At 60.9% G+C, this 22,702-nt stretch carries 15 protein-coding genes; 2 read left to right on the top strand and 13 right to left on the bottom strand.

Annotation, left to right across the window (positions count from 1 at the left end; translation table 11 throughout):
- Positions 1-13: 13 nt before the first annotated feature.
- The 12 genes from VA599_RS19150 to gltB all read right to left on the bottom strand — a co-directional run bounded on the left by VA599_RS19150 (position 14) and on the right by gltB (position 17,169).
- Complete coding sequence (locus VA599_RS19150; protein WP_343481126.1) at positions 14-1,063, bottom strand: nucleotidyltransferase family protein; 1,050 nt, start codon at positions 1,061-1,063, stop codon at positions 14-16.
- Positions 1,060-1,713 (bottom strand): acetyltransferase, encoded by a 654-nt coding sequence (locus VA599_RS19145; protein ID WP_346790083.1) that lies wholly within the window; start codon positions 1,711-1,713, stop codon positions 1,060-1,062. The genes VA599_RS19150 and VA599_RS19145 overlap by 4 nt, the downstream gene beginning before the upstream one ends.
- Positions 1,710-2,795 (bottom strand): N-acetylneuraminate synthase, encoded by a 1,086-nt coding sequence (neuB, locus tag VA599_RS19140; protein WP_346790081.1) that lies wholly within the window; start codon positions 2,793-2,795, stop codon positions 1,710-1,712. The genes VA599_RS19145 and neuB overlap by 4 nt, the downstream gene beginning before the upstream one ends.
- Complete coding sequence (gene neuC, locus VA599_RS19135; RefSeq protein WP_346790080.1) at positions 2,788-3,954, bottom strand: UDP-N-acetylglucosamine 2-epimerase; 1,167 nt, start codon at positions 3,952-3,954, stop codon at positions 2,788-2,790. The genes neuB and neuC overlap by 8 nt, the downstream gene beginning before the upstream one ends.
- Positions 3,951-5,117 (bottom strand): LegC family aminotransferase, encoded by a 1,167-nt coding sequence (locus VA599_RS19130; RefSeq protein WP_346790079.1) that lies wholly within the window; start codon positions 5,115-5,117, stop codon positions 3,951-3,953. The genes neuC and VA599_RS19130 overlap by 4 nt, the downstream gene beginning before the upstream one ends.
- A 6-nt stretch (positions 5,118-5,123) precedes the next feature.
- Positions 5,124-6,134, bottom strand: coding sequence for an NAD-dependent 4,6-dehydratase LegB (locus VA599_RS19125; protein ID WP_346790078.1), 1,011 nt, complete (start codon positions 6,132-6,134; stop codon positions 5,124-5,126).
- 19 nt (positions 6,135-6,153) lie between these two features.
- Positions 6,154-7,275: a GDP-mannose 4,6-dehydratase gene (gmd, locus tag VA599_RS19120; protein ID WP_346790077.1), complete on the bottom strand. Its 1,122-nt coding sequence runs from the start codon at positions 7,273-7,275 to the stop codon at positions 6,154-6,156.
- Positions 7,276-7,295: 20 nt separating this feature from the next.
- Positions 7,296-8,222 (bottom strand): GDP-L-fucose synthase family protein, encoded by a 927-nt coding sequence (locus VA599_RS19115; protein ID WP_346790076.1) that lies wholly within the window; start codon positions 8,220-8,222, stop codon positions 7,296-7,298.
- A gap of 5 nt (positions 8,223-8,227) precedes the next feature.
- Positions 8,228-9,670, bottom strand: a complete 1,443-nt coding sequence (locus tag VA599_RS19110; RefSeq protein WP_346790075.1) for a mannose-1-phosphate guanylyltransferase/mannose-6-phosphate isomerase — start codon at positions 9,668-9,670, stop codon at positions 8,228-8,230.
- A gap of 1,120 nt (positions 9,671-10,790) precedes the next feature.
- Positions 10,791-10,979, bottom strand: a complete 189-nt coding sequence (locus VA599_RS19105) for a hypothetical protein (RefSeq protein WP_346790074.1) — start codon at positions 10,977-10,979, stop codon at positions 10,791-10,793.
- Positions 10,980-11,239: 260 nt separating this feature from the next.
- Positions 11,240-12,655: an FAD-dependent oxidoreductase gene (locus VA599_RS19100; RefSeq protein ID WP_346790073.1), complete on the bottom strand. Its 1,416-nt coding sequence runs from the start codon at positions 12,653-12,655 to the stop codon at positions 11,240-11,242.
- A 65-nt stretch (positions 12,656-12,720) separates the two neighbouring features.
- Positions 12,721-17,169, bottom strand: coding sequence for a glutamate synthase large subunit (gltB, locus tag VA599_RS19095; protein ID WP_346790072.1), 4,449 nt, complete (start codon positions 17,167-17,169; stop codon positions 12,721-12,723).
- 282 nt (positions 17,170-17,451) lie between these two features.
- On the opposite strand from gltB, the gene VA599_RS19090 reads away from it, so the two are divergent.
- The gene (locus VA599_RS19090; RefSeq protein WP_346790071.1) at positions 17,452-18,969 is read left to right on the top strand and encodes a phospholipase D-like domain-containing protein; all 1,518 of its coding nucleotides are present in this window, start codon (positions 17,452-17,454) and stop codon (positions 18,967-18,969) included.
- Between the two features lie 483 nt (positions 18,970-19,452).
- A complete protein-coding gene (locus VA599_RS19085) occupies positions 19,453-21,711 on the top strand; it encodes an Orn/Lys/Arg family decarboxylase (RefSeq protein WP_346790070.1) in 2,259 nt (752 codons plus the stop codon).
- A 64-nt stretch (positions 21,712-21,775) separates the two neighbouring features.
- Here the strand turns inward: VA599_RS19085 and VA599_RS19080 are convergent, their stop codons facing one another.
- Entirely contained in the window at positions 21,776-22,699 is a 924-nt protein-coding gene (locus tag VA599_RS19080) for a GGDEF domain-containing protein (RefSeq protein WP_104946138.1), read from the bottom strand.
- Between the last annotated feature and the right edge of the window lie 3 nt (positions 22,700-22,702).

Genomic DNA, 22,702 nt, shown 5'->3' with positions numbered 1-22,702 from the left:
ACCGGGAAAATAATCAATTGAAAATATTGTGAAACTCGCTGTTGGCCCGTTCGAAATCAGGTAGGCGGCCAATATCCAACCAGTAGCCATCGATCTGGTGCGCGCGGGCCTTCATGCCGCTCCTGAGTACAAGATCGAACAATGCCGGCATATCAAAGAAGCTGCCAGTCGGAACCAAATCCAGCACTTCGGGCGACAGTACATAAATGCCAGCGCTGACGACAAAGCGCTGAACCGGCTTTTCCTCGATCGAATGAATATGCCCCTCCCGCACATTGACCACGCCGAATGGGACCTGCATCTCATATTGACGTACCGCCATCGTGGTGTGGACACCCGCTTCAGCATGCTGGTCAATAAGGAGCCCGAAGTTCTCCTTTGTCAGCAAATCCGCGTTGGTGACGATGAAAGGCGAGGCGGGACGTTCCGGCAGCAGACTCAAGGCACCGGCGGTGCCCATGCGCTTCTCTTCGCGCACGTAGCGGATATCGACGCCAAGCGCCGAACCATCGCCAAAATGCTGCTCAATCTGCTCAGCCTTATAGTTCACCGCGAGGTAAAAACGGTGAAAACCCTGCTCGGCATAACTGCGAATGATCGTTTCAAGCAACGGTCGGGATCCAACCTTGAGCATCGGTTTCGGGGTGTCGCGCGTTAACTCCTGCAATCGCGAACCCAAGCCTCCGGCCATAATCACCACCCAGTTATCACGTCGCGCGGCGGTCAGATAATCGCTGATAAGCGCCAAGCCGATAACGATGCCATCAGCATCAACAATCGGCAATTGGTGGCGCCCGGTGCGGCGCATCGTAGCCTGGATCTCATGGGGAGTGGACGAGCTGGTAACGACTGTCGCTCCGGCATGCATAACGCGGCAGACCCGGTCATCCATGCCCAATCCGCTCAACAACGCGCGGCGCGCGTCTCCATCAGACACGGTTCCTAACAAACGACGATGCTCGTCAACAACCACAGCCAGCTGCGAGCCTGCCGAATCGATAATCTCCAACGCCTCTCGCAGGCTAACATCGGGGCCGATCAGGGCTGATTGCCAGCTCTTCATCGCTTCACTCCAAGAGGGCGCGCGGGCACGCCGCACACAACTTCACCGCCAGCGCTATCGCGCACAACGACGGCGCCCGCGCCGATCACGGTATCAGCGCCCACACTCACGGATTGGCGCAATACTGCACCAGCGCCGATAAGGCAGCCGTCGCCGACATGAGTTTGGCCACACAGCGTCGCACGCGTCGCGACATGGCACCATGCGCCAACGATCGCGTCATGCTCAACCACCGCCGCGGTATTAATAATCGTGCTGGCGCCAATCCGGGCGCCAGCCTGCACAATCGCACCGGCCAGTACTTGGGCGTCTGCAGCCAAGGTCGCATGCCGCGAGACCACCGCTCGAGGATGAATCACAGGCGCAAAGGTCCAGCCCTGCGCTTGCAGCCTCTGCTGCGCGCGGGCCCGCGCTGCCGTTCGGCCGGAGCCCGACACGAAGCCCAGGCCGTTCACCAGCCTCACTCGCTCGGGCACATACCCTGCAAGCGCTTCATCCCCCCCCAGCACGGGCAACCCCAATCGTCGCGAGCCATGAAGGCTGGGGTCGGGATCGGTATAGCCCAACACTTCGATGCCGGATTCGAGCAGGGCATCCGCCACTACGCCCGCATGCCCCCCGGCACCGATCACGATCACAGGCAGACTCATGGTTCGATCTGCTCGTCGGGAGAGAAATCACGCGTGGCGGGACGCCCCACCAACGACCAGATCTCCATCGGCGACATGCCCGTGCCAGGCCGCTTGCAGTCCAACATATCCAAGCTAAACAGCTCCCCAGCCTCAATTGGACGGCCAGCGACAATCGAACGGCGCGCCACGGCGCGATTGGGATGCTCGGCTGGAGCCGGCAATTTGCGCGCGCTCCCTAGAGCAGCCTCAACGTTGCGGATTGCCCCCACCATGTGCTTAAGCTCATCCGGCTCAAGCGAGGCCAGATGATCTGGCCCCGGTAATAAACGATCGAGCGTGAAATGTTTTTCAATCACCGTGGCACCGCGGGCAACGGAGGCAACAGATACCTCGATACCCAGCGTATGGTCCGAATAACCGACCGGCAAACCAAAAGCCTGCGCCATCGTATCCATCGCACGCAGGTTCACCGCCTCCGCCGGTGCAGGGTATTGCGTGACACAATGCAGGAGAGTGACATGACGGCGCAAGGCCTCCTGGCCCTCAACGCTGAAGTAGCAAGCATCAATCTCGTTTTGACTTGATGGCTGGCCATCATGCAGTAGCCCCCAGGCCAACACAGCCAGGGCGCGCTCCAAATCAGTCAGCGTCGACATGCCGCTGGATACCAGCAAGCGCTGGCGCAGCTGGGCTGCCTGCAGCAGTAGCGGCGCACAGGTGATATCGCCAGATGGAATCTTGATCGCCGGCATGCCAAGTCCGCCGAGGAACGTCAGACTGGCCGCATCGAAGGCCGTCGACATGAAACGAATGCCCCGCGCTTGGCAATGTTCGATCAGTGCATGATGGTCCTCAAGCTTCAATTCGAGCGCGCGCAGCATCGCAAGCTGATTGCCGCCCTCCTTCGTATTGGATATCTGATAACTGGCCTTGCCGGCCTTCGCCGTGGCCAGCAGCTCGGCCTTGAAGGTTTGGAATTTGACCGCGTCAGCGCCAGCTTCGGCAGCGGCATCGACTAGACGCAACGCCATGTCCAGCGAGCCGTTATGGTTGACTCCAGCTTCGGCGATAATAAAAACGGGAGATAAAGTCTCAGGCACGGGCAGCCTCTATCATGTGAAAAGTCTTCTTTAGCATGCGTGCCGCCGGCGGCATTGCCCGCAACGCATCGACGATACGGGCCGCGCTGCGGCCATCGCCATAAGGATTCTGGACACCGCTGCAATCCAGCGCCTGCGCGCAGGTAATCGCATCGCGAATTGAACCGCGCTCGGGTTCGCAATGCAGCACGGATGCCGCCGCTAGCCGGCCGCGCTGCCGATCCCCGACGTCGACGGTCGGTACCAGAAATGACGGCGCTTCATAAAGTCCGCTGGACGAATTGCCGACGACGACATCCGCCTCTCGCATCAGGCTCAGGTAGCGCAACTGTCCGAGTGAAGCAAACACTCGCACGCGCGACCTATCTTTGGCCCACGCCTGCAACGCAGCCGCCAACCCGCGACCGCCGGTATCGGCATTAGGCAGAGTGAACCACAACACCCACTCTTCAGGCAGGACATCCAAAGCAGCCAGCAGTTCCTCTTGCTGACGCAACCCATCTGCCGGCTCAAGCGTTACCGGATGGAAAGTCACCAATGCATTGCGCGCCCCCAGTGGCTGCCCCAAAGAGACCTCCAGCGCAGTGCGGTCCAGCAACTGCAGCCTGCTCAGATGATCCAGCCCCGGGCTGCCAACAACGTGGACGCTGCGCGGATCCTCCCCCATCTGGACAACTCGCTGACGAGCAGTCTCGTTCGTCACTAGGTGCAGGTGCGCCATCTTCGTGATGGCGTGGCGAATCGCCTCATCGAAGGCCCCTTCGGTGGTGTCCCCGCCGGCGATGTGCACCAGGGGCACGTTGTGCACCATCGCGGCTTGCGCGGCGGCCAGGATTTCGAAGCGGTCGCCCAATACAAGCATGGCATCCGGACGCAGACGCTCAATGGCATCGGAAAAACCAATCAGGCCCAGCGCCATCGACTTGGCGATGCCACCCGGCGCATCGCTCGAAACCAGCATGTCGACCCGCGCGCTGATGGGAATACCATCACGCTCTATATCACGCACGGTCAAACCGAATTCGGGCGAGAGGTGCATACCCGTAACGATAAGCTGCAGCTCAAAATCCGGCGCAGCGAGAAGATCGCGAATGGGCCAGTACAGCAGGCCATACTCGGCCCGGCTGCCCGTGACGATAGCAATACGGCGGCGGGTCACATGCTCTCCGGGATCAATTGCGGACTGCTCGGAATATTGATGATTCGGCGCGCAAGGTCTCGCGCCACCGGCAGCGGCGAGGCAGGACAGTCGCGGTACATTGGCAGCGTGTTCAGCAACTCCCAGACAGGGCGCGTCATCAAGCCAGCGGCGTTGGTCGCCCGCAGCACGTCATCTCGCTGCTCGGCACACTCCTCCGACAGGATCAGCGTCTGCAGCCAATAGTTGGCTCGGGTATCGGGACGCTCAAGGAAGAGCGATGCGCCGGCAAAACCTTCAAACGCCTGCTGGTAACGCTGCGTCAGTTCGCGCTTGGCATCGATGAAAGCGCTGATGCGCTCCAGTTGAGCGCATCCCATCGCGGCATTCAGGTTGGGCAACCGGAAGTTGTAAGCTACCTCGTCGTGGAAGAAGGCCCACGAGTGAGGCTGCTTGGCGGTTGTCGTCAGATGCTTGGCGCGGCGAGCCAGGTCCGAATCATTGGTGATGATCGCCCCGCCGCCGCCGGTGGTGACGATCTTGTTGCCATTGAAACTCAGCGTCGCGCAGACTCCAAAGTTACCCGTATGCCGACCATCCAGAAAGCTGCCCAGCGACTCTGCCGCGTCCTCGACCACGGCGAGCCCATGACGCGCCGCTACCTCGTTCAGCGCAGGCATATCCACCGGGTGGCCAAAAGTGTGCATGGGGACGACCACGCTGATGCGCCGACCAGTCAATCGGTTGAACAGCTCGCCGTTGCGGCGCTCGCCGATCTCGTCCAAGTGCTTGGCGAGCGCGCCTGGATCGATGCCCAGCGTGCGGGTCTCGCTATCGACGAAATGCGGCCACGCGCCATTATGGCGCACCGCATTGGCTGTCGCGACGAACGACAGCGCAGGCACCAGTACCTCATCGTCCTGGCGCACCCCGGCCAAGTGCAATGCAATCTGCAATGCCGAGGTGCCGTTGCTGACCACCACCGCATGCGCAGCTCCGGTATACGCGGCGAGGTCACGTTCGAATCGGTCGACGAATGAACCCACGGACGACACCCAGCCTGTTTGGATGCACTCAGTCACATAAGCCAGCTCATTACCTTTGAGCAAAGGCTCGTGCAGCGTGACCCGCCCGTCCCCAACAACATGGCGAATACGCTCGGCGATGGAATCAGAAAAGGACATGGCGGATCAGATATTGTAGTTGCCGGCCTTGTAACGGCCGAGATTCGACGGTTCCGTGAACCAGTCGATCGTTTCCTTCAGGCCGCGACGCAAGCCATCAATGCCGGCATACTCCGGCCCCCAGCCGGCCAGTTCACGCGCCAGCCTGTTATCGGCCCACAGGCGCTCAACCTCACTCCCTGCAGGACGCAGACGTTGCTCGTCGCTGGTGAAACGCACATCGCGGCCCATCAGTTCCGCAATCAGACGGGCCGTATCGCCAACCGATATCTCGTAGTTGCTGCCCACGTTGATCACCTTACCCAACGCCGCGTCGCACTCTGCGACTGCGCAGAAACCCCGCACGGTGTCTTGCACGAAGTTGAAGTCTCGCGTCGGATGGATGGCACCCAGCTTGATCTCGTCCATGCCTGCGGCGATCTGCGTGATGATCGTCGGAATCACGGCGCGCGCCGACTGGCGAGGACCATAAGTATTGAATGGACGGATCGTCGCCACCGGCGTCTCAAAGGACAGGAAGAAACTTTGCGCAATCTGATCCGCGCCGATCTTGCTGGCCGAATAAGGCGACTGCCCTTGCAGCGGGTGCTCCTCCGTGATCGGGACAAAGCGCGCCGTGCCGTAAACCTCGCTCGTGGAGGTGTGCACCACGCGCTCCACGCCCAACTCGCGCGCCGCCTGCACAACATTGAGTGTGCCTTTGACGTTGGTATCGATGTAGGTATCCGGCGAGTGATACGAGTAAGGGATGGCAATCAGCGCCGCCAGATGCAGCACTACGTCGCATCCCTGCATCGCCGTGCGCACACCATGGGGATCGCGGACGTCGCCAGCGAACACCTCGAATGAACGCCGGATGTCCTCCGGGCTTTGATCCAGCCAGCCCCAGCTATTGAAGCTGTTGTAATAGACGAAGGCTCGCACGTCGGCGCCCTGGCGCACCAGATGCTCAACGAGATGGGAACCGATAAAACCATCCGCGCCAGTAACGAGGATTTTCTTGCCTTGCAGTTTCATGATCGTAATCCGCGTCGCATCACTCGTTGTAGTCGTAGGCTTTGAAGCCGGCCTGTTTAACCAGATGGTCGCGACAGGCTGCTTTATAGTCGCTCACGACCATCTCGCTGACCAGCTCGCGCAGCGTGGTCTTGGGGGTCCAACCCAGCTTCTGCCCCGCGCGGGTCGGATCACCCAACAATGTCTCAACCTCAGTGGGACGGAAATAGCGGGGATCGACTTTGACGATGACGTCGCCCACCTTGCATTTGGCCTTATCACCGGTCACCGCCGAAACGCGACCGATCTCATCCACGCCCTCGCCCTCAAAAGTCACCGTGATGCCAAGCTCGGCGGCAGCGAAATCGACAAACTGGCGCACCGAGTACTGCACGCCGGTAGCGATGACGAAGTCCTCGGGCTTGTCCTGCTGCAGCATCAACCACTGCATCTCGACATAATCGCGAGCATGGCCCCAGTCGCGCAGCGCGCTCATGTTGCCCAGGTACAGGCAGTCCTGTAATCCGAGAGCGATACGCGCGATAGCACGCGTAATCTTGCGCGTGACGAAGGTCTCTCCACGAATAGGACTTTCGTGATTGAACAGGATGCCATTGCAGGCATACATACCATAAGCTTCGCGGTAATTCACCGTGATCCAGTAGGCATACAGCTTGGCCACCGCATAGGGACTGCGCGGATAAAATGGCGTGCTTTCTTTCTGTGGCACTTCCTGTACCAAGCCATAAAGCTCGGAGGTGCTAGCCTGGTAGAAGCGCGTCTTCTTTTCCAAACCGAGGATGCGGATCGCCTCCAGCAGACGCAAAGCGCCAATACCATCGGCGTTAGCGGTGTACTCAGGTTCTTCAAAACTTACCGCCACATGACTCTGCGCCGCCAGGTTGTAGATTTCGTCAGGCTGCACCTGCTGGACGATTCGAATCAGGTTCGTCGAGTCGGTCAGATCGCCGTAGTGCAGCTTGAAACGCTGATCCGGATCGTGCGGGTCTTGGTAAAGATGATCAATGCGATCGGTGTTGAAGAGACTCGAGCGTCGCTTGACTCCGTGCACTTCGTAACCTTTGGACAGCAGGAACTCTGCTAAGTAAGCGCCATCCTGGCCGGTAATACCAGTGATAAGAGCGACTTTCTTGTTCGACATCGTATTCTTTCTTCGCAAAATCAGTATCGGAAAGGAGCAGCTTCATAGGCCAGACGTAGCCCTTCGCTCAACGGGGTGCGCGCACACCAGCCCAACGCTTCCAAGCGACCGACATCCAGCAATTTGCGCGGCGTGCCATCTGGCTTGGACAAATCAAATACAATGCGCCCCTCAAAGCCTACAGTGGCCATCACCATTTCGGCCAACTCGCGGATCGTCACATCCTCGCCTGTGCCGATATTGACCAGATCGCCGTCATAATCCCGCTCCATCAGGTGAACGCAAGCATCGGCTAAGTCATCCACATACAGAAACTCGCGGCGCGGAGCGCCGCTTCCCCAAACCACGCACTCCTTGTCGCCGCGCAGTTTTGCCTCATGCGCCTTGCGCAGCAGCGCCGGCAAAACATGGCTGCTGGCCAAATCGTAATTGTCGTTGGGTCCATAAAGATTGGTGGGCATCACGCTCACATACTGTCGGCCATACTGGCGGTTGTAGCTCTCGGCCAACTTGATACCCGCGATCTTGGCTATGGCGTAAGGCTCATTGGTCTGTTCCAACAAGCCAGTCAGCAGGTACTCTTCCTTGATGGGCTGAGGACAGTCCCGCGGATAGATACAGCTGGAGCCGAGGAACATTAACCGCTGCACACCCGCCAAATGCGCGCCATGGATGAGATTGGCCTCTATCATCAGGTTCTGATAGATAAAGTCAGCGCGCTGCAGATTGTTAGCCTGAATGCCTCCCACCTTGGCAGCGGCAATGAAAAGGTAATGCGGCTTCTCATGAGCCAGGAACTCATGCACCGAGCGTGAGTCGAGCAGATCCAAATCTGAACGGTCGGCGGTAAGGATGCTTGTGTAGCCCGCGGCACGCAGTCGTCGCGCAAGAGCGCTGCCAACCATGCCACGGTGGCCCGTTACAAAAATCTTACTATCTTTGTCCATGCTGCTCACTGCCGACCATAGGTATCTTCGAAGCGCACGATATCATCTTCACCCAAATAGCTCCCAGACTGTACCTCTATGATTTCCAATGGAATCGTCCCCGGATTAGCCAACCGGTGCACCTCGCCCAGGGGAATATAGGTCGACTGATTCTCAGTCAGCAGAATGACATTGTCACCATTGGTAATCTCGGCGGTACCTTTGACCACGATCCAATGCTCGGCACGATGGTGATGTTTTTGCAGGCTCAGGCTAGCCTTAGGCTTGACCTGAATGCGTTTGACTTTGAAACGCCCGCCTTCATCAAGGCTGTCATACCATCCCCAAGGACGGTGAACCTTGCGATGCAGCGCATACTCTTCCCGCTTTTTCTGCCCCAAGGCATTGACAACGCGTTTGACATCTTGACTGCGCGACTGATTGACAACAAGCACAGCGTCAGGCGTTTCAACAACAATGACGTCGTCAATCCCGACCAGGCTGACTAACCGGCTGGTTGCATGCACAAGTGTATTGTGGCTGTCGATTGCCAGCACATCCCCAACATGCGCATTCCCGAACTCATCCTTCGGCAAGACTTTCCAAACGGCATCCCAAGCGCCCAAATCGCTCCAGCCTGCATCCAGAGGAACCATTTTAATATCGAAACGGCTGCCCGGGCAGCACTCCATCACGGCATAGTCAACGGAATCGGAAGGGATTTTGGCAAATTCGTCCCTGCCGGGCCTGATAAATTGAGCATCGACAGTACGCTGAGTCCAAGCAAGATAGGTTGCATCCAGAATATCGCTGCGAAACTGTTCTAGCGCCTTCAGCCACACAGAGGCCTTGAGTACAAACATGCCCGCATTCCAATAATACCCACCCTCAATAAGATAGGACTCGGCAGTTTCCTCGTCTGGTTTCTCAACGAAACGCTTAACAACCTGAGCACTACCATTTGCATTGGCATTGTGGATCTGGATATAGCCGTAGCCCGTCTCAGGACGATCTGGCGTCACCCCCAGAATCACTATCGCTTCGTTTGCCGCCTCGCGGATCGCCGACTGCGTTGCCGATGCAAATGCCACAGCATCAGTCACCATCTGATCAGCAGGGGTAACAACCAAAACCGGATCATCGCCACTTGCCATTGCAGCCAAGGCCGCCAGAGTCAGCGCTGGCGCCGTATTTCGGCCGGTCGGCTCAAGCAAGGCTGCCCCCAACTCGATATCGACTTCACGCAACTGCTCTGCGGCGAGGAAGCGATGGTCCTCACCTGTGACAATGAGCGGAGAAGCAATCTTCAGGTCAACTTCACCCAAATTTGACAGGCGCTGCGCCGCTTGCTGAAACAGGCTTTCCTGACCATTCAGGCACAGAAACTGCTTCGGAAAACCAGCCCGGGAAAGTGGCCACAAACGTGTCCCTGAACCACCACACAAAATGACGGGAGTGACCTTGATCATGATTTTCGTCCTCTCCAGCCTGTTTGATCAACTTCTAATTTCCGCATCCAGCCCCCTGCTTCATATCAGAAAAGCCTTGGTCAGCACCGCACGCTACCATCATCGGGGCCAGCAGATTAGGCATAACCGAGTTTGTTGTTATCACCGGAGAAAGCCCTGCCTTTTGACTAAAATCCTTGCCAATCAGCGGCTCATACAGCTGATTAGCACATCGCCTTCCTCAGTCTTTGCGCCAACGCCGGCTAGGATACTCTTGCCACCGCAGGCCCAGCCGCACTCTCCAAGAACTCAACAGGCCAGGCGGTCACGGGAGCAATGCCAAAGAGTGAACACATGGATCAAGCGCACAAGCGTCCGGCCCGCGTCACGTTCAGCAAACTCGATGAGAGCACTCAATGATGAGCGGATTCTAGTGAAAACGGCCATTAGGGGGAAGAGGCTTCCGAACTTTTAGGCAGGAAGTCTCTAGCACATCCCTCGCTTAATTCCGCCCAAAACATCGGCACTGGCTAGCCATTCACCATCATTGACAGTGCGATTAATTATGCGCCTACCACGAACCCGCAATCGAATCGAACGTTCGCATCAAACGCATTTGGAATCCAGTCATCAAGAGCCGTCGCAGAAAACTACAGAAATCCACCTGCGTCGCCCCCCCCATAAACGAACCATTGACTGTTCGCGCCGACACAATACATATCGGCACTCTTGCGACCACCCAACCATGGCATCGCGCCTCAAAAAACCAAGAAAATGTCCGCTAGAACCATTGTGGAGCCGAAAAATTCAACGAGTTTAATATTGCTTATCATTCTCAATGTTACGCCTTCAAAATTGTCCCCTTTTTTTTGTGACGTAAGGAACCACAACCAAAAGTTGCGCGCACTCATGACTAACCGTACCCCCCTCCTGGCAATTTGGGCTCATCATTGAGAAGCTGCGACGCAACCAGTTGTGCATGTCCAGCGAGCCGCTTCCTTTGCACCACGCTCAATGACTCGATGTAAGGCCGGATCTAAGAGTCTGTTTACGATCTTTTTACGAGCAGCGCAGCCCGCAGCAGAGTGCGTAGGCTTTCATCATTCCAAGGCGCCGCATCTGACCCGTCGGCCGGACAGCCTTATGGGGCCTTTTTCTGCCGGCGCATGGTTTTGGCGAACGTCTCTTGCAGTGAATGACACTGCTGCAGGCCGATTTTCGCGCCCTGCATCCGACAAAAAATGGCCGCTGCCGCAAAAAGATCGTCAGCAGGCTCTAAGATACCAATCGATGCCAATAAGTAGATGAGCCATCTCATCGGTATCAGCATGGCCTCATCCAAGCCGCCCACAACTTTAGTCGAGCTCTTGCGTCACGATGAGCGGCACGCGAAGCGCGCCCTGACCACAGGCTACGCCCCGGAACAAGGGATGCAATTATCCATGGCCCCTTCTCCTCGACACCATATTCTCTTAAATGGTGGCGAACGCGTGCCATTGTACGGATGGGATGATGCAAAAATGCAGCCTGTGGTTGTGGCGCCAAGGCATCTGTAATGCAAAAGAGCCAGGGGGAACGGCCCTGGCTTGGCTACCACACTCCCAAATATCCCAACACCCCCTCCGCGGCCTGCCTTCCATCAAACACTGCCCTCACAACAAGATCCGCACCACGTACCATATCCCCGCCGGCAAACACCTTGGGGTTGCTGGTCTGGTATTTGTACATGCCATGCGGAGCGGCTTGCGTGCGGCCATTGGGAGCCGTGGCTATGCCGTGCTGTTCCGACCATGGCGCCACTTCAGCCTGGAAGCCAAAGGCGATGATCACGTGGTCGCATTCTACGATTTCTTCGCTGCCCGGCACCGTTTCGGCGTTGCGGCGGCCCTTGGCGTCCGGCTCGCCCAGGCGGGTTTCGGCCAGCTTCACCGCCAGGGTGCCGCCTATCATCGGCTCGATGGATACCGGCTGGCGGTTCCACTGGAATTCGACGCCTTCTTCGCGAGCATTGCCCACCTCGCGCTTGGAACCCGGCATATTAGCCTCATCACGGCGGTAAGCGCAGATCACTCGTTTCGCTCCCTGGCGGATGGCCGTGCGGTTGCAGTCCATTGCCGTGTCGCCGCCCCCAAGCACTACCACCCGCTTGCCGCGCATCGATATCGCAGCCTCCCCTTGCGGCAAAGTGCCAAGGCTTTGGCGCACATTATTGATCAGGTAGGGCAGCGCCTCCAGAACGCCCGGGCTGTCTTCTCCCGAGAAATTGCCGCGCATATACCGATAGGCTCCCATGCCCATGAAGATGGCATCGTGCTTTTTCAAGAGCTTGTCGATGGAAATATCTTTTCCAACCTCGGTATTCAGCACAAACTCGACGCCCATGCCTTCCAATATTTCGCGGCGACGGCGCACAACGTCCTTTTCCAGCTTGAACTCCGGAATGCCGAAGGTCAGCAGCCCGCCGATTTCCTCATAACGGTCATACACCACGGCCTTGACCCCGTTGCGAGCCAGCACGTCGGCGCAGGCCAGACCAGCCGGGCCGGCGCCGATCACTCCCACTGTCTTGTCCGTCCACACCACTTTGGACATGTCCGGCCGCCAGCCCGCCTTGAACGCCTCGTCGGTGATGTACTTTTCGATACTGCCGATGGATACCGCGCCGAAACCGCCCTGGTCCAGCGTACAGGCACCCTCGCACAGCCGATCCTGCGGACAGACCCGGCCGCAGATTTCCGGCAAGCTGTTGGTCTGGTGCGACAACTCAGCCGCTTCGAACAGGCGCCCCTCCTCCACCAGCTTCAACCAGTTGGGGATGTAGTTGTGCACCGGACACTCCCACTCGCAATACGGATTGCCGCAGGACAGGCAGCGCCCGGCCTGATCGGCGGCGTCCACCGCGTGCAGAGGCTGGTAGATTTCCTTGAATTCGATCTTGCGGACCGAGGCGTCGATCTTGTCGCCCGGGTTGCGCGACAGCTTCATGAACTGGAATACATCGGACATCTTGTTCTCTCCCGCTAGGGTGGGCGGCGCCGCGCGCCGCCCTGTATTTGGATGGCTGCCGGCGCTTAGTCTTTGAGCAGGCTTTCCAGCTTGGCGGCCTTGGGCTTCACCAGCCAGAAGTAGTCGACGTAGTCGTCGAAGTTCTGCAGCATCGCGTGGCCGGTTTCCGAGCCGGTCAGCTCCACATGCTTGGCGATCTTCTCCAGCAGGTAGGCGCGGTACATGCCCATCGCCTCGCCGTTGATCAGGTGGATGTCGATCAGCTCATTGTTGTAGCGGTAGGCGAATTTCTCGTTCGGGTCATAGACGAAGGCAAAGCCACCGGTCATGCCCGCGCCGAAGTTGTAGCCGGTTTCTCCCATCACGATCACGGCGCCGCCGGTCATGTATTCGCAGCAATGGTCGCCCGCGCCCTCGATCACCGCCAAGGCGCCGGAGTTGCGCACGCCGAAGCGCTCGCCGGCAATGCCGGCCGCGAACAGCTGGCCGCCAGTGGCGCCATACAGGCAGGTGTTGCCGATGATGATGGATTCGCTCGCCTTGTAGCCGGCGTCCTTGGGTGGGTAGATGGTGACGCGGCCGCCGGCCATGCCCTTGCCGACGTAGTCGTTGGCGTCGCCTTCCAGCTCCAGGTGCAGGCCGGCGGCGTTCCACACGCCGAAGCTCTGGCCGGCGCTGCCGCTGAACTTGACCTTCAGGCAGCCGAACGGCAGCCCAGCCGCGCCGTGGACGCGGGCGATCTCGCCGGACAAGCGCGCGCCGATGGAGCGGTGGGTATTCTCGATCGGATAGGCCAGCTCCAGCATTTGCTTGTTGTGGATGGCCGGCAGCGCGTCTTGCAGGATCTGCTCGGCCAGCTCGCCCTTGTCGAAGGACGGATTGCTGGCGCTGACGCAGAAGCGCGGCTCGTTGTCCGGCACCGTGCCTTGCGACAGCAGCGGCGCCAGATCGAGACGGCCCTGGCGCTCGCTCTCCCCTGCCAATACGTCCATCAGGTCCATGCGGCCGATCAGCTCTTCCATGCTGCGCACGCCGAGCTTGGCCATCCACTCGCGGGTTTCGCGGGCGATGAACAGGAAGTAGTTGACCACCATCTCCGGCAAGCCGATGAAGTACTTGGAACGCAGCTTGACTTCCTGCGTCGCCACGCCGGTGGCGCAGTTGTTCAAGTGGCAGATGCGCAGGTATTTGCAGCCCAGCGCCACCATCGGCCCGGTGCCGAAACCGAAGCTCTCGGCGCCGAGAATGGCGGCCTTGACCACGTCCAGGCCGGTTTTCAGGCCGCCGTCGGTCTGCACCCGCACCCGGCCGCGCAGGCCGTTGGCGCGCAGCACCTGCTGCGCCTCGGACAGGCCCAGCTCCCACGGCGAACCGGCGTATTTGACCGAAGTCAGCGGCGAGGCGCCGGTGCCGCCGTCGTAACCGGAGATGGTGATCAGGTCGGCATAAGCCTTGGCCACGCCGGCGGCGACGGTGCCGACACCGGGCTCGGCCACCAGCTTCACCGACACCAGCGCCGATGGATTCACCTGCTTCAGGTCGAAGATCAGTTGCGCCAGGTCTTCGATGGAATAGATGTCGTGGTGCGGCGGCGGCGAGATCAGGCTGACGCCCTCCTTGGCGTGACGCAGCCGCGCGATCAGGCCGGACACCTTGTCGCCGGGCAACTGGCCGCCCTCGCCCGGCTTGGCCCCTTGCGCCACCTTGATCTGCAGCACCTCGGCGTTGACCAGGTAGTGCGGCGTGACGCCGAAGCGGCCGGACGCCACCTGCTTGATCTTGGACATTTTCTCGGTGCCGTAGCGCGCCGGATCCTCGCCGCCCTCGCCGGAGTTGGAACGACCGCCCAGACGGTTCATGGCGATGGCCAGCGCCTCATGCGCCTCCGGGCTCAACGCGCCCAGCGACATGCCGGCCGAGTCGAAGCGCTTGACGATGGCCTCAACCGACTCCACCTCGTCCAGCGGAATCGGCTCTCCGGCTAGCTTCAGTTGCATCAAGTCGCGCAGCATCGCCACCGGACGGGTGTTCACCGCCTCGGCATATTGCAGATAGGCTGTGTAATCGTCGTTCTGCACCGCCTTTTGCAGTTGCATCACCACGTCCGGGTTGTAGGCGTGGTATTCCTCGCCGTGCACGTATTTGAGCAGGCCGCCCTGGGCGATGCCGCGCATCGGGTTGAACGCCAGCCGCGCCAGCTGTTTCTGGTCGGCTTCAAAATCAGCGAAATTGGCGCCGGACACGCGCGACACCGTGCCTTTCAGACACAATTCCACCACTTCCTCGTGGATGCCCACCGCTTCGAACAACTGCGCGCCGCGGTAGGAGGCGATGGTGGAGATGCCCATCTTGGACAGCACCTTGAGCAGGCCCTTGTTGATGCCCTTGCGGTAGTGCTGCAGCGCCTCGTTGGCCTTCAGCGCCACTTCGCCGCTGCTCACCAGCTCGATGATGCTTTGATAGGCCAGATACGGGTAAACGGCGGTGGCGCCGTAACCCAGCACACAGGCCATCTGGTGCGCGTCGCGCACGGTGGCGGTTTCCACCACGATATTGGTCTTGCAGCGCAGGCCGGCGTCGATCAGCGCATGATGCACGGCGCCGGTGGCGAACAGCGCGTGGATGGGCAGCCGCTCGCCGGTGGCGTGGCGGTCGGACAGCACCACCACCACCGTGCCCTCCTGCACCGCTTCCACCACATGGAGGGCCAGACAGATGATAGCCTCGCGCAGCGTGGTTTCCGTCGGGTCGTAGCACAGGTCGAAATTGGTGGCCTTCAGGTAAGGCTCTGGCCGAGTAGTGACGCGGGTGAACTTTTCATGGCTCAGCACCGGACTGCGCACTTCCAGCCGCTTGGCGTGCTCGGCGCTCTCCTCGAACATATTGCGTTCCGGGCCGAACACCGTATTCAGCGACATCACCACCGCCTCGCGGATCGGGTCGATCGGCGGGTTGGTCACCTGGGCGAACTGCTGGCGCAGGTAGTCGAACGGCGCGCGCACTTTTTGGCTCAACACGGCCATCGGCGTGTCGTCGCCCATCGAGCCCACCGCCTCCTGGCCGTCGGCCGCCAGCACGCGCAGGATCTGGTCGCGCTCCTCGCGGCTGAGGTTGAACAGCTTCTGCAGCCGCGCCAGCTCATCCTTGGACAAGGGTTCGACGCCGGCATCGTCCTCTATCGACAGCTCCAGGTACTTGGCGCTGTCCTTGATCCATTGCCGGTACGGCTTGGCGCTCTTCAATTGCGCGTCGATGTCTTCCGGCATCAGCAATTCGCCGTTCAGCAGATCGGCGCCGAACAGCTGGCCCGGCTTGACCCGGCCCTTCCTCACCACGTCCTGGGCGCGGTAATCCCATACGCCCACTTCCGAAGCGATGGTCAGGATGTTGTCGCGGGTCAGCACCCAGCGCGCCGGGCGCAGGCCGTTGCGGTCCAGCATGCAGGCGGCGTAGCGGCCGTCGGTCAGCACAATGCCGGCCGGGCCGTCCCACGGCTCCATATGCATCGAGTTGAATTCGTAGAAGGCGCGCAGGTCCTTGTCGGTGCTGTCCACGTTCTGCCAGGCCGGCGGCACCAAGAGGCGCAGCGCGCGGAACAGCGGAATCCCGCCCATCAGCAGGCCTTCCAGCATATTGTCCAGGCTCATCGAGTCAGAGCCGTCGGTCTGGACGATGGGACGGACCGCGTCCATGTCGAGGTGCGGCGAGGCCATGATGCGCTCGCGCGCGCGCGCCCAGTTGCGGTTGCCCTGCACCGTGTTGATTTCGCCGTTGTGGGCGAGGAAACGGAAGGGCTGGGCCAGCTTCCATTGCGGCCAGGTATTGGTGGAGAAGCGCTGGTGGAACACTGCCAGGCTGGATTCGAAACGCGGATCGGCCAGATCGACGAAGAAACGCGGCAGATTGTCCGGCGTCACCAGGCCTTTATAGGAAATGGTGTGCGGCGACAGCGTGGGCAGATAGAAACTGGGATCGTCGTCGCGACAGGCCTTTTCCGCCTGGCGGCGGCCCATGTACAGCCGGCGCTGAAAGGCCAGCTCGTCCATGCCGAACGGGCAGTTCACGAACACCTGGGAGATAGCGGGCAAGGACGCCAACGCGGTCTCGCCGCAGGCGGACAGATCCACCGGCACCATGCGGAAGCCGGCCACTTCCAGCTGCTGCGCTTCCAGATGCTCGCGCAGGCGCGCCAGGCTGCGCTCGCCCACCGCGTGGTCCGAGTGGTGGAACACCAGTCCGGCGGCGTACACTGACTTCAACGCGATGCCGGCTTCGCCGGCCACTTCGCGCAGAAACCCATCCGGTTTCTTGAACAGCAGGCCGCAACCATCGCCCGACTTGCCGTCCGCCGCCACAGCGCCGCGGTGGGTCAGCTTGGCCAACGAGGAAATGGCGGTGGCCACCAGCCAGTGGCTGGGCTTGTCGTCCAGCTGGGCGATCAGGCCAAAGCCGCAGCTGTCCTGTTCGAACTCGGGTTTATACAATGTGCCTTGCAGGCGGCTCTGTCTGTCCATTTCTCTGCCCATTTATACTTTGTAGTGATACGTTCGATTCTACGGGCAAGATCGCGCCAGCCGCAAGACAGTTTGGCGCAGCGCAACAATCATTTTATTTCAATCATTTGAAGCGCAATGACTTGTTTTGATATGTAATTCCACTACTCGATTACTGCATTTTTTTTGAGTTTTTGAGACAAAAATTTTCAAAAAAACGACAGTATTTCTCATTGAAAACCAGATACAAAGTAGCCATTCCAGCAATATTTTGTATTCTGTCAGACAAAATTCAGAAAAATCATGAACCGAGACGAGCAGTCGCAACAGACCCTGCAATTCGTCCGCCAGCTGGCGGAACAGGCACTTTCCCGCTCCGCCGGCGCGCCGCTGGTGGGCGGCAATCAGGTGAGCCTGCTGTACGACAGCGCCGAGAACTTCCCTGCCTGGGAAAAATCCATCGCCTCCTGCCTGGATTCCGTCTTTATCGAAATGTATATTTTCGCCAATGACCAATTTGGAATGAAAATACGGGATATCCTTATAGAAAGAGCAAAGCAAGGCATCCAAGTTTGCCTGCTCTATGATTGGCTTGGCAGCTGGCGCGCTCACTTGTCCAGCTTCTTCAAACCGCTGTTGGAGGCGGGCGCCGAAGTGCGCGCCTATCACCCGCCCAGCCTGAGCGCCGGGCTCGCCCTGCTGGGACGCAACCACCGCAAGATGATCATCGTCGACCGGCGGGAGCTGTTCGTCTCCGGCCTGTGCGTCAGCCAAAGCTGGCAGGGCCAGCCCGACAAGGGTCTGGCGCCGTGGCGCGACACCGGCCTGGCGCTGCGCGGCCCCTTGCTGGCGCCGGCGCTGGCCGCCTTCGCCGACAGCTGGGCCAGCTGCGGCGAGCCCTTGGACGCGCGCTGGCTGGCTCCTGCCGATACGCAGCCCTGCGGCGAGGCGGCGGCGCGGCTGATCGCCACCACGCCGTCCACCGCGCGGATGATGCGGCTGGACCTCCTGGTGGCCAGTTTCGCCCGCCGCACCTTGTGGCTGACCGACGCCTATTTCATGGCCACCAGCCTCTATCTGTCCGCGCTGAAGCAGGCGGCCCGGGACGGCGTCGACGTGCGCCTGCTGGTGCCGCGCTCCAGCGACATCCGCTGGATCGCCGCCGTGTCCCGCACCCAATACCGCCCGCTGCTGGAAGCCGGGGTGCGGGTGTTCGAATGGAACGGGCCGATGATCCACGCCAAGACTGCGGTGGCCGACGGCCGCTGGGCCCGCATCGGCTCCACCAACCTCAATCTGTCGAGCTGGCTGGTCAACCGCGAGCTGGACATCGCGCTGGAGGATGCCGGCCTGGCCGGGGAGCTGGCCGACCGCTTCCTGCAGGATCTGGAGCAATCCACCGAGATCGTGCTGCGCCAGGAACGGCGCAAACCGGTGCCCCGGCCGATAGGCAAGCAGGAAAAGCGGCCGCGCGGCACGCCCAAGGAAATGGCGCTCAGCAGCGCCAGCGCCGCGGCGCGGCAGGCGATGCGCATCGGCGACGCGCTGGGCTCCGCGGTGCGCGGCAGCCGGATGGTGGAAAGCAGCGAGGCTCCTGCCTTTCTCAGCATCGGCGTCGCCCTGTGCCTGCTGGCGCTGGCCATCGCCTACTTCCCCTGGCTGGCCGCCGCGCCGCTGGTCGCGCTGCTGGCCGCCGGCGGCCTGGCGGTGGTATTCAAGGCCGCCGGCCTGTATCTGGAAAAACGGAGAAAAAAACAACAGTTGCGCCTGGCTCAGCCCCCCTCCGACGACACCCGGGACCCGCCTGCCGACTGCCAATGAAAACAGCTCTTTAACCATCCCAGAAGGGCATATGGGCAGGGTCGCCCCCCTCCTCTTGCCCCGGGCGATTGTTCAAGGCGCGATTTTTTCACACCATCTACCGCAACGCACAACAACATGACAGGCAAAAGGTCTACAATGCGCGCTTCTTGGGATGTTCTCCAGGCCGGCTGACGTGAAGCGACCGATGGTCGCCAGGTACGGACCGCGGCGCAAAGCGACCCTGTTTTAGATCGGCTGTTCCGCGCCAGGCGCGGCGCTCCGCCTGTTGTCCAGACACGGCGGCTCGCCCTCTCCAGGCAAGGCCCAGCCCACTATTTCGCGCCTCAAGGCCAGCCTCCAGGGCGGCGGCGAAGACCCGTTCTTCTGCCCGTGCGTACAGATCTGCGCCCCACGCGCACCTAGCGACATTGCCGCGGCAAAGTCCGGTGACGCCATCGGCTCCGCTGCAGTGTCCGAGTTAACAGCAACAAGGACTCAGGTATGCGTTTTCACTTCCCCATCGTGATCATCGACGAGGATTTCCGCTCGGAAAACACCAGCGGCTCCGGCATCCGCGAACTGGCCGCCGCCATGGAGGCGGAAGGCATGAGCGTGATCGGCTACACCAGCTACGGCGATCTCACCTCCTTCGCCCAGCAGCAAAGCCGCGCCGCCGGCTTCATCCTGTCGATTGACGACGAGGAATTCCAGACCGTGGATTCGGCCCAAGAGTCGCTGGGCAATCTGTACGGCTTCGTCGCCGAGATCCGCCGCCGCAATCCGGACATCCCGGTCTACCTGTACGGCGAAACCCGCACCGCGCGCCACATCCCCAACGACATCCTGCGCGAGCTGCACGGCTTCATCCACATGCACGAGGACACGCCGGAGTTCGTCGCCCGCCACATCATCCGCGAGGCCAAGAGCTACCTGGACAACCTGGCGCCGCCGTTCTTCCGCGCGCTGGTGGACTACGCCTACGACGGCTCCTACTCCTGGCACTGCCCCGGCCACTCCGGCGGCGTCGCCTTCCTGAAGAGCCCGGTGGGCCAGATGTTCCACCAGTTCTTCGGCGAGAACATGCTGCGCGCCGACGTCTGCAACGCGGTGGACGAACTGGGCCAGCTGCTGGACCACACCGGCCCGGTGGCGGCGTCCGAGCGCAACGCCGCCCGCATCTTCAACGCCGACCACCTGTTCTTCGTCACCAACGGCACGTCCACGTCGAACAAGATCGTCTGGCACAGCTGCGTCGCCGCCGGCGACATCGTGCTGGTGGACCGCAACTGCCATAAGTCGAATCTGCACGCCATCATCATGACCGGGGCCATCCCGGTGTTCCTGATGCCGACGCGCAACCACTACGGCATCATCGGCCCGATCCCGAAATCCGAGTTCCATCCGGACACCATCAAGCGCAAGATCCTGGCCAATCCGTTCGCGCGCGAAATGCTGGAGAAGCACCCCAACCGCAAGCCGCGCATCCTGACGCTGACTCAATCCACCTACGACGGCATCCTGTACAACGTCGAGGAGATCAAGGGCCTGCTGGACGGCGAGGTGGACACGCTGCATTTCGACGAAGCCTGGCTGCCGCACGCCTGCTTCCACGATTTCTACCGCGACTTCCACGCCATCGGCGAAGGCCGTCCCCGCTGCGAGGACAGCCTAGTGTTCTCCACCCAGTCCACCCACAAACTGCTGGCCGGCATCAGCCAGGCCTCGCAAATCCTGGTGCAGGACCCGCAGAATCGCCAGCTGGACACCGCCTGGTTCAACGAGGCTTACCTGATGCACACCTCGACCAGCCCGCAATACTCGATCATCGCCAGCTGCGACGTGGCCGCCGCGATGATGGAGCAGCCGGGCGGCCAGTCGCTGGTGGAAGAGTCGCTGGTGGAGGCGATGGAATTCCGCCGCGCGATGCGCAAGGTGGACGAGGAATACGGCCGCGACTGGTGGTTCAGCGTGTGGGGCCCGGACGACCTGTCCGACGACGGCATCTGCGACCAGGCCGACTGGACGCTGCGCCCCGACGAGCGCTGGCACGGCTTCGCCGGCATCGAAGACGGCTTCAACATGCTGGACCCGATCAAGGCCACCGTGCTGACGCCGGGCCTGGACGTGGACGGCAGCTTCGAGGAAATGGGCATTCCGGCCGCCATCGTCACCAAGTACCTGACCGAACACGGCGTGGTGGTGGAAAAAACCGGCTTGTACAGCTTCTTCATCATGTTCACCATCGGCATCACCAAGGGCCGCTGGAACACGCTGATCTCGCTGCTGCAGCAGTTCAAGGATGATTTCGACAAGAACCAGCCGCTGTGGCGCGTGATGCCGGAATTCGTCGCCAAGTACCCGCAATACGATCGCGTCGGCCTGCAGGACCTGTGCCAGCGCATCCACGGCCTGTATACCAAGCATGACGTGGCGCGCCTGACCACCGACATCTACCTGTCCGACATGGAGCCGGCGATGCGCCCGGCCGACGCCTTCGCCAAGATGGCGCACCGCGAGATCGAGCGCGTGCCGGTGGACCAACTGGAAGGCCGCGTCACCGCGGTGCTGCTGACCCCGTACCCGCCGGGCATCCCGCTGCTGATCCCGGGCGAGCGCTTCAACAAGACCATCGTCGACTACCTGCGCTTCGCCCAAGCCTTCAACCGCGAGCTGCCGGGCTTCGAAACCGACGTCCACGGCCTGGTGGCGGTGGAGGTGCAGGACCGCAAGGTTTACTGCGTGGACTGCGTCAAGCAATAAGACGCGGGGCTGGGAACGACAAAGGCGGGAGCGATCCCGCCTTTTTTCATGCCCATGCCCAAGCTTAAAGCCTCACCCGCCAGGTATTGCGCCCACCGGCCTTGGCTTGGTACAAGGCTTCGTCCGCCCGTCCCAGCGGCGCAGACAGATCATCGCCGGCGCGAAGCAAGGACATTCCGATCGAACAGGTGTAGGAAAACGCCGGGTCATCCGCCAGCGGCCGCGACGACTGCACATCGGCCAGAATCAGCCGTATCAACGCTTCCGCCTGCTCCAGGCCGCTGCCGGGCAACAGCAGCAGAAATTCCTCCCCGCCCAGCCGCCCCAAGCTGTCATGCGGCTTCAGCAAGGGCTGCAGCCTATGCGCGAAATCGCGCAGCACCGCGTCACCGGCCAGATGACCCTTCAGGTCGTTGATCAACTTGAAATTGTCCAGGTCCAGGATGGCCACCGCGGCGGCTTGGCAGGCGCCGCCATGGTATTGCTCCACCAGGCCGTCCATCTGCTGCAGGATGTGGCCGCGGTTGCCGATGCCGGTCAAGGGGTCGGTCAGCGCCGCCCGCTGCGCCAGGTCGCGCGCCTGCCTGAGCTCGCGCTCGCCGACGCGCAGCTCGGTGATCTCGCTGCCTACGCACAGCATCCAGCCGCCCGTCTGCGTGGTCTCAGTCATCCAAATCCAGCGGCCGTCGGCCAGATCGGTCTCGAATGCGCGGAAGGGCAACTTGGCCCGGCGCGATTTCGCCGAGGCGAGCCAGGCCTCGAAATCCCGGGTGCTGATCTGCGTCCCCCGTCGGTTTTGATAATTGCGCCGCATCAATTGCTCCCAGCTGATGCTCTCGTCCGGCGCCACGCCCAGCGCCGCGCAAAAAGCCGGGTTGGCGTAGCGCAGGCAATCGCGCTCGTCAAACAGGGAAATCAGCAGCGGACAATCCCGTTGCAGCGACATCAGGCGGGAAGCGATGTCTTCGTCTTCATCGGCAGGCTTCATACA

Source organism: Chromobacterium indicum (assembly GCF_039708975.1).
Taxonomy (GTDB): Bacteria; Pseudomonadota; Gammaproteobacteria; order Burkholderiales; family Chromobacteriaceae; genus Chromobacterium; species Chromobacterium piscinae.
The sequence above is the reverse complement of the archived record's forward strand: the minus strand, read 5'-3'. Positions and strand labels throughout refer to the sequence as shown.

Bases quoted from the DNA above. Each gene is read 5' to 3' on its own strand.
- VA599_RS19150 (WP_343481126.1), bottom strand. From the start codon at position 1,063: ATGAAGAGCTGGCAATCAGCCCTGATCGGCCCCGATGTTAGCCTGCGA.
- VA599_RS19145 (WP_346790083.1), bottom strand. From the start codon at position 1,713: ATGAGTCTGCCTGTGATCGTGATCGGTGCCGGGGGGCATGCGGGCGTA.
- VA599_RS19130 (WP_346790079.1), bottom strand. From the start codon at position 5,117: ATGTCCTTTTCTGATTCCATCGCCGAGCGTATTCGCCATGTTGTTGGG.
- VA599_RS19125 (WP_346790078.1), bottom strand. From the start codon at position 6,134: ATGAAACTGCAAGGCAAGAAAATCCTCGTTACTGGCGCGGATGGTTTT.
- gmd (WP_346790077.1), bottom strand. From the start codon at position 7,275: ATGTCGAACAAGAAAGTCGCTCTTATCACTGGTATTACCGGCCAGGAT.
- VA599_RS19115 (WP_346790076.1), bottom strand. From the start codon at position 8,222: ATGGACAAAGATAGTAAGATTTTTGTAACGGGCCACCGTGGCATGGTT.
- VA599_RS19110 (WP_346790075.1), bottom strand. From the start codon at position 9,670: ATGATCAAGGTCACTCCCGTCATTTTGTGTGGTGGTTCAGGGACACGT.
- VA599_RS19105 (WP_346790074.1), bottom strand. From the start codon at position 10,979: ATGCTGATACCGATGAGATGGCTCATCTACTTATTGGCATCGATTGGT.
- VA599_RS19100 (WP_346790073.1), bottom strand. From the start codon at position 12,655: ATGTCCGATGTATTCCAGTTCATGAAGCTGTCGCGCAACCCGGGCGAC.
- gltB (WP_346790072.1), bottom strand. From the start codon at position 17,169: ATGGACAGACAGAGCCGCCTGCAAGGCACATTGTATAAACCCGAGTTC.
- VA599_RS19090 (WP_346790071.1), top strand. From the start codon at position 17,452: ATGAACCGAGACGAGCAGTCGCAACAGACCCTGCAATTCGTCCGCCAG.
- VA599_RS19085 (WP_346790070.1), top strand. From the start codon at position 19,453: ATGCGTTTTCACTTCCCCATCGTGATCATCGACGAGGATTTCCGCTCG.
- VA599_RS19080 (WP_104946138.1), bottom strand. From the start codon at position 22,699: ATGAAGCCTGCCGATGAAGACGAAGACATCGCTTCCCGCCTGATGTCG.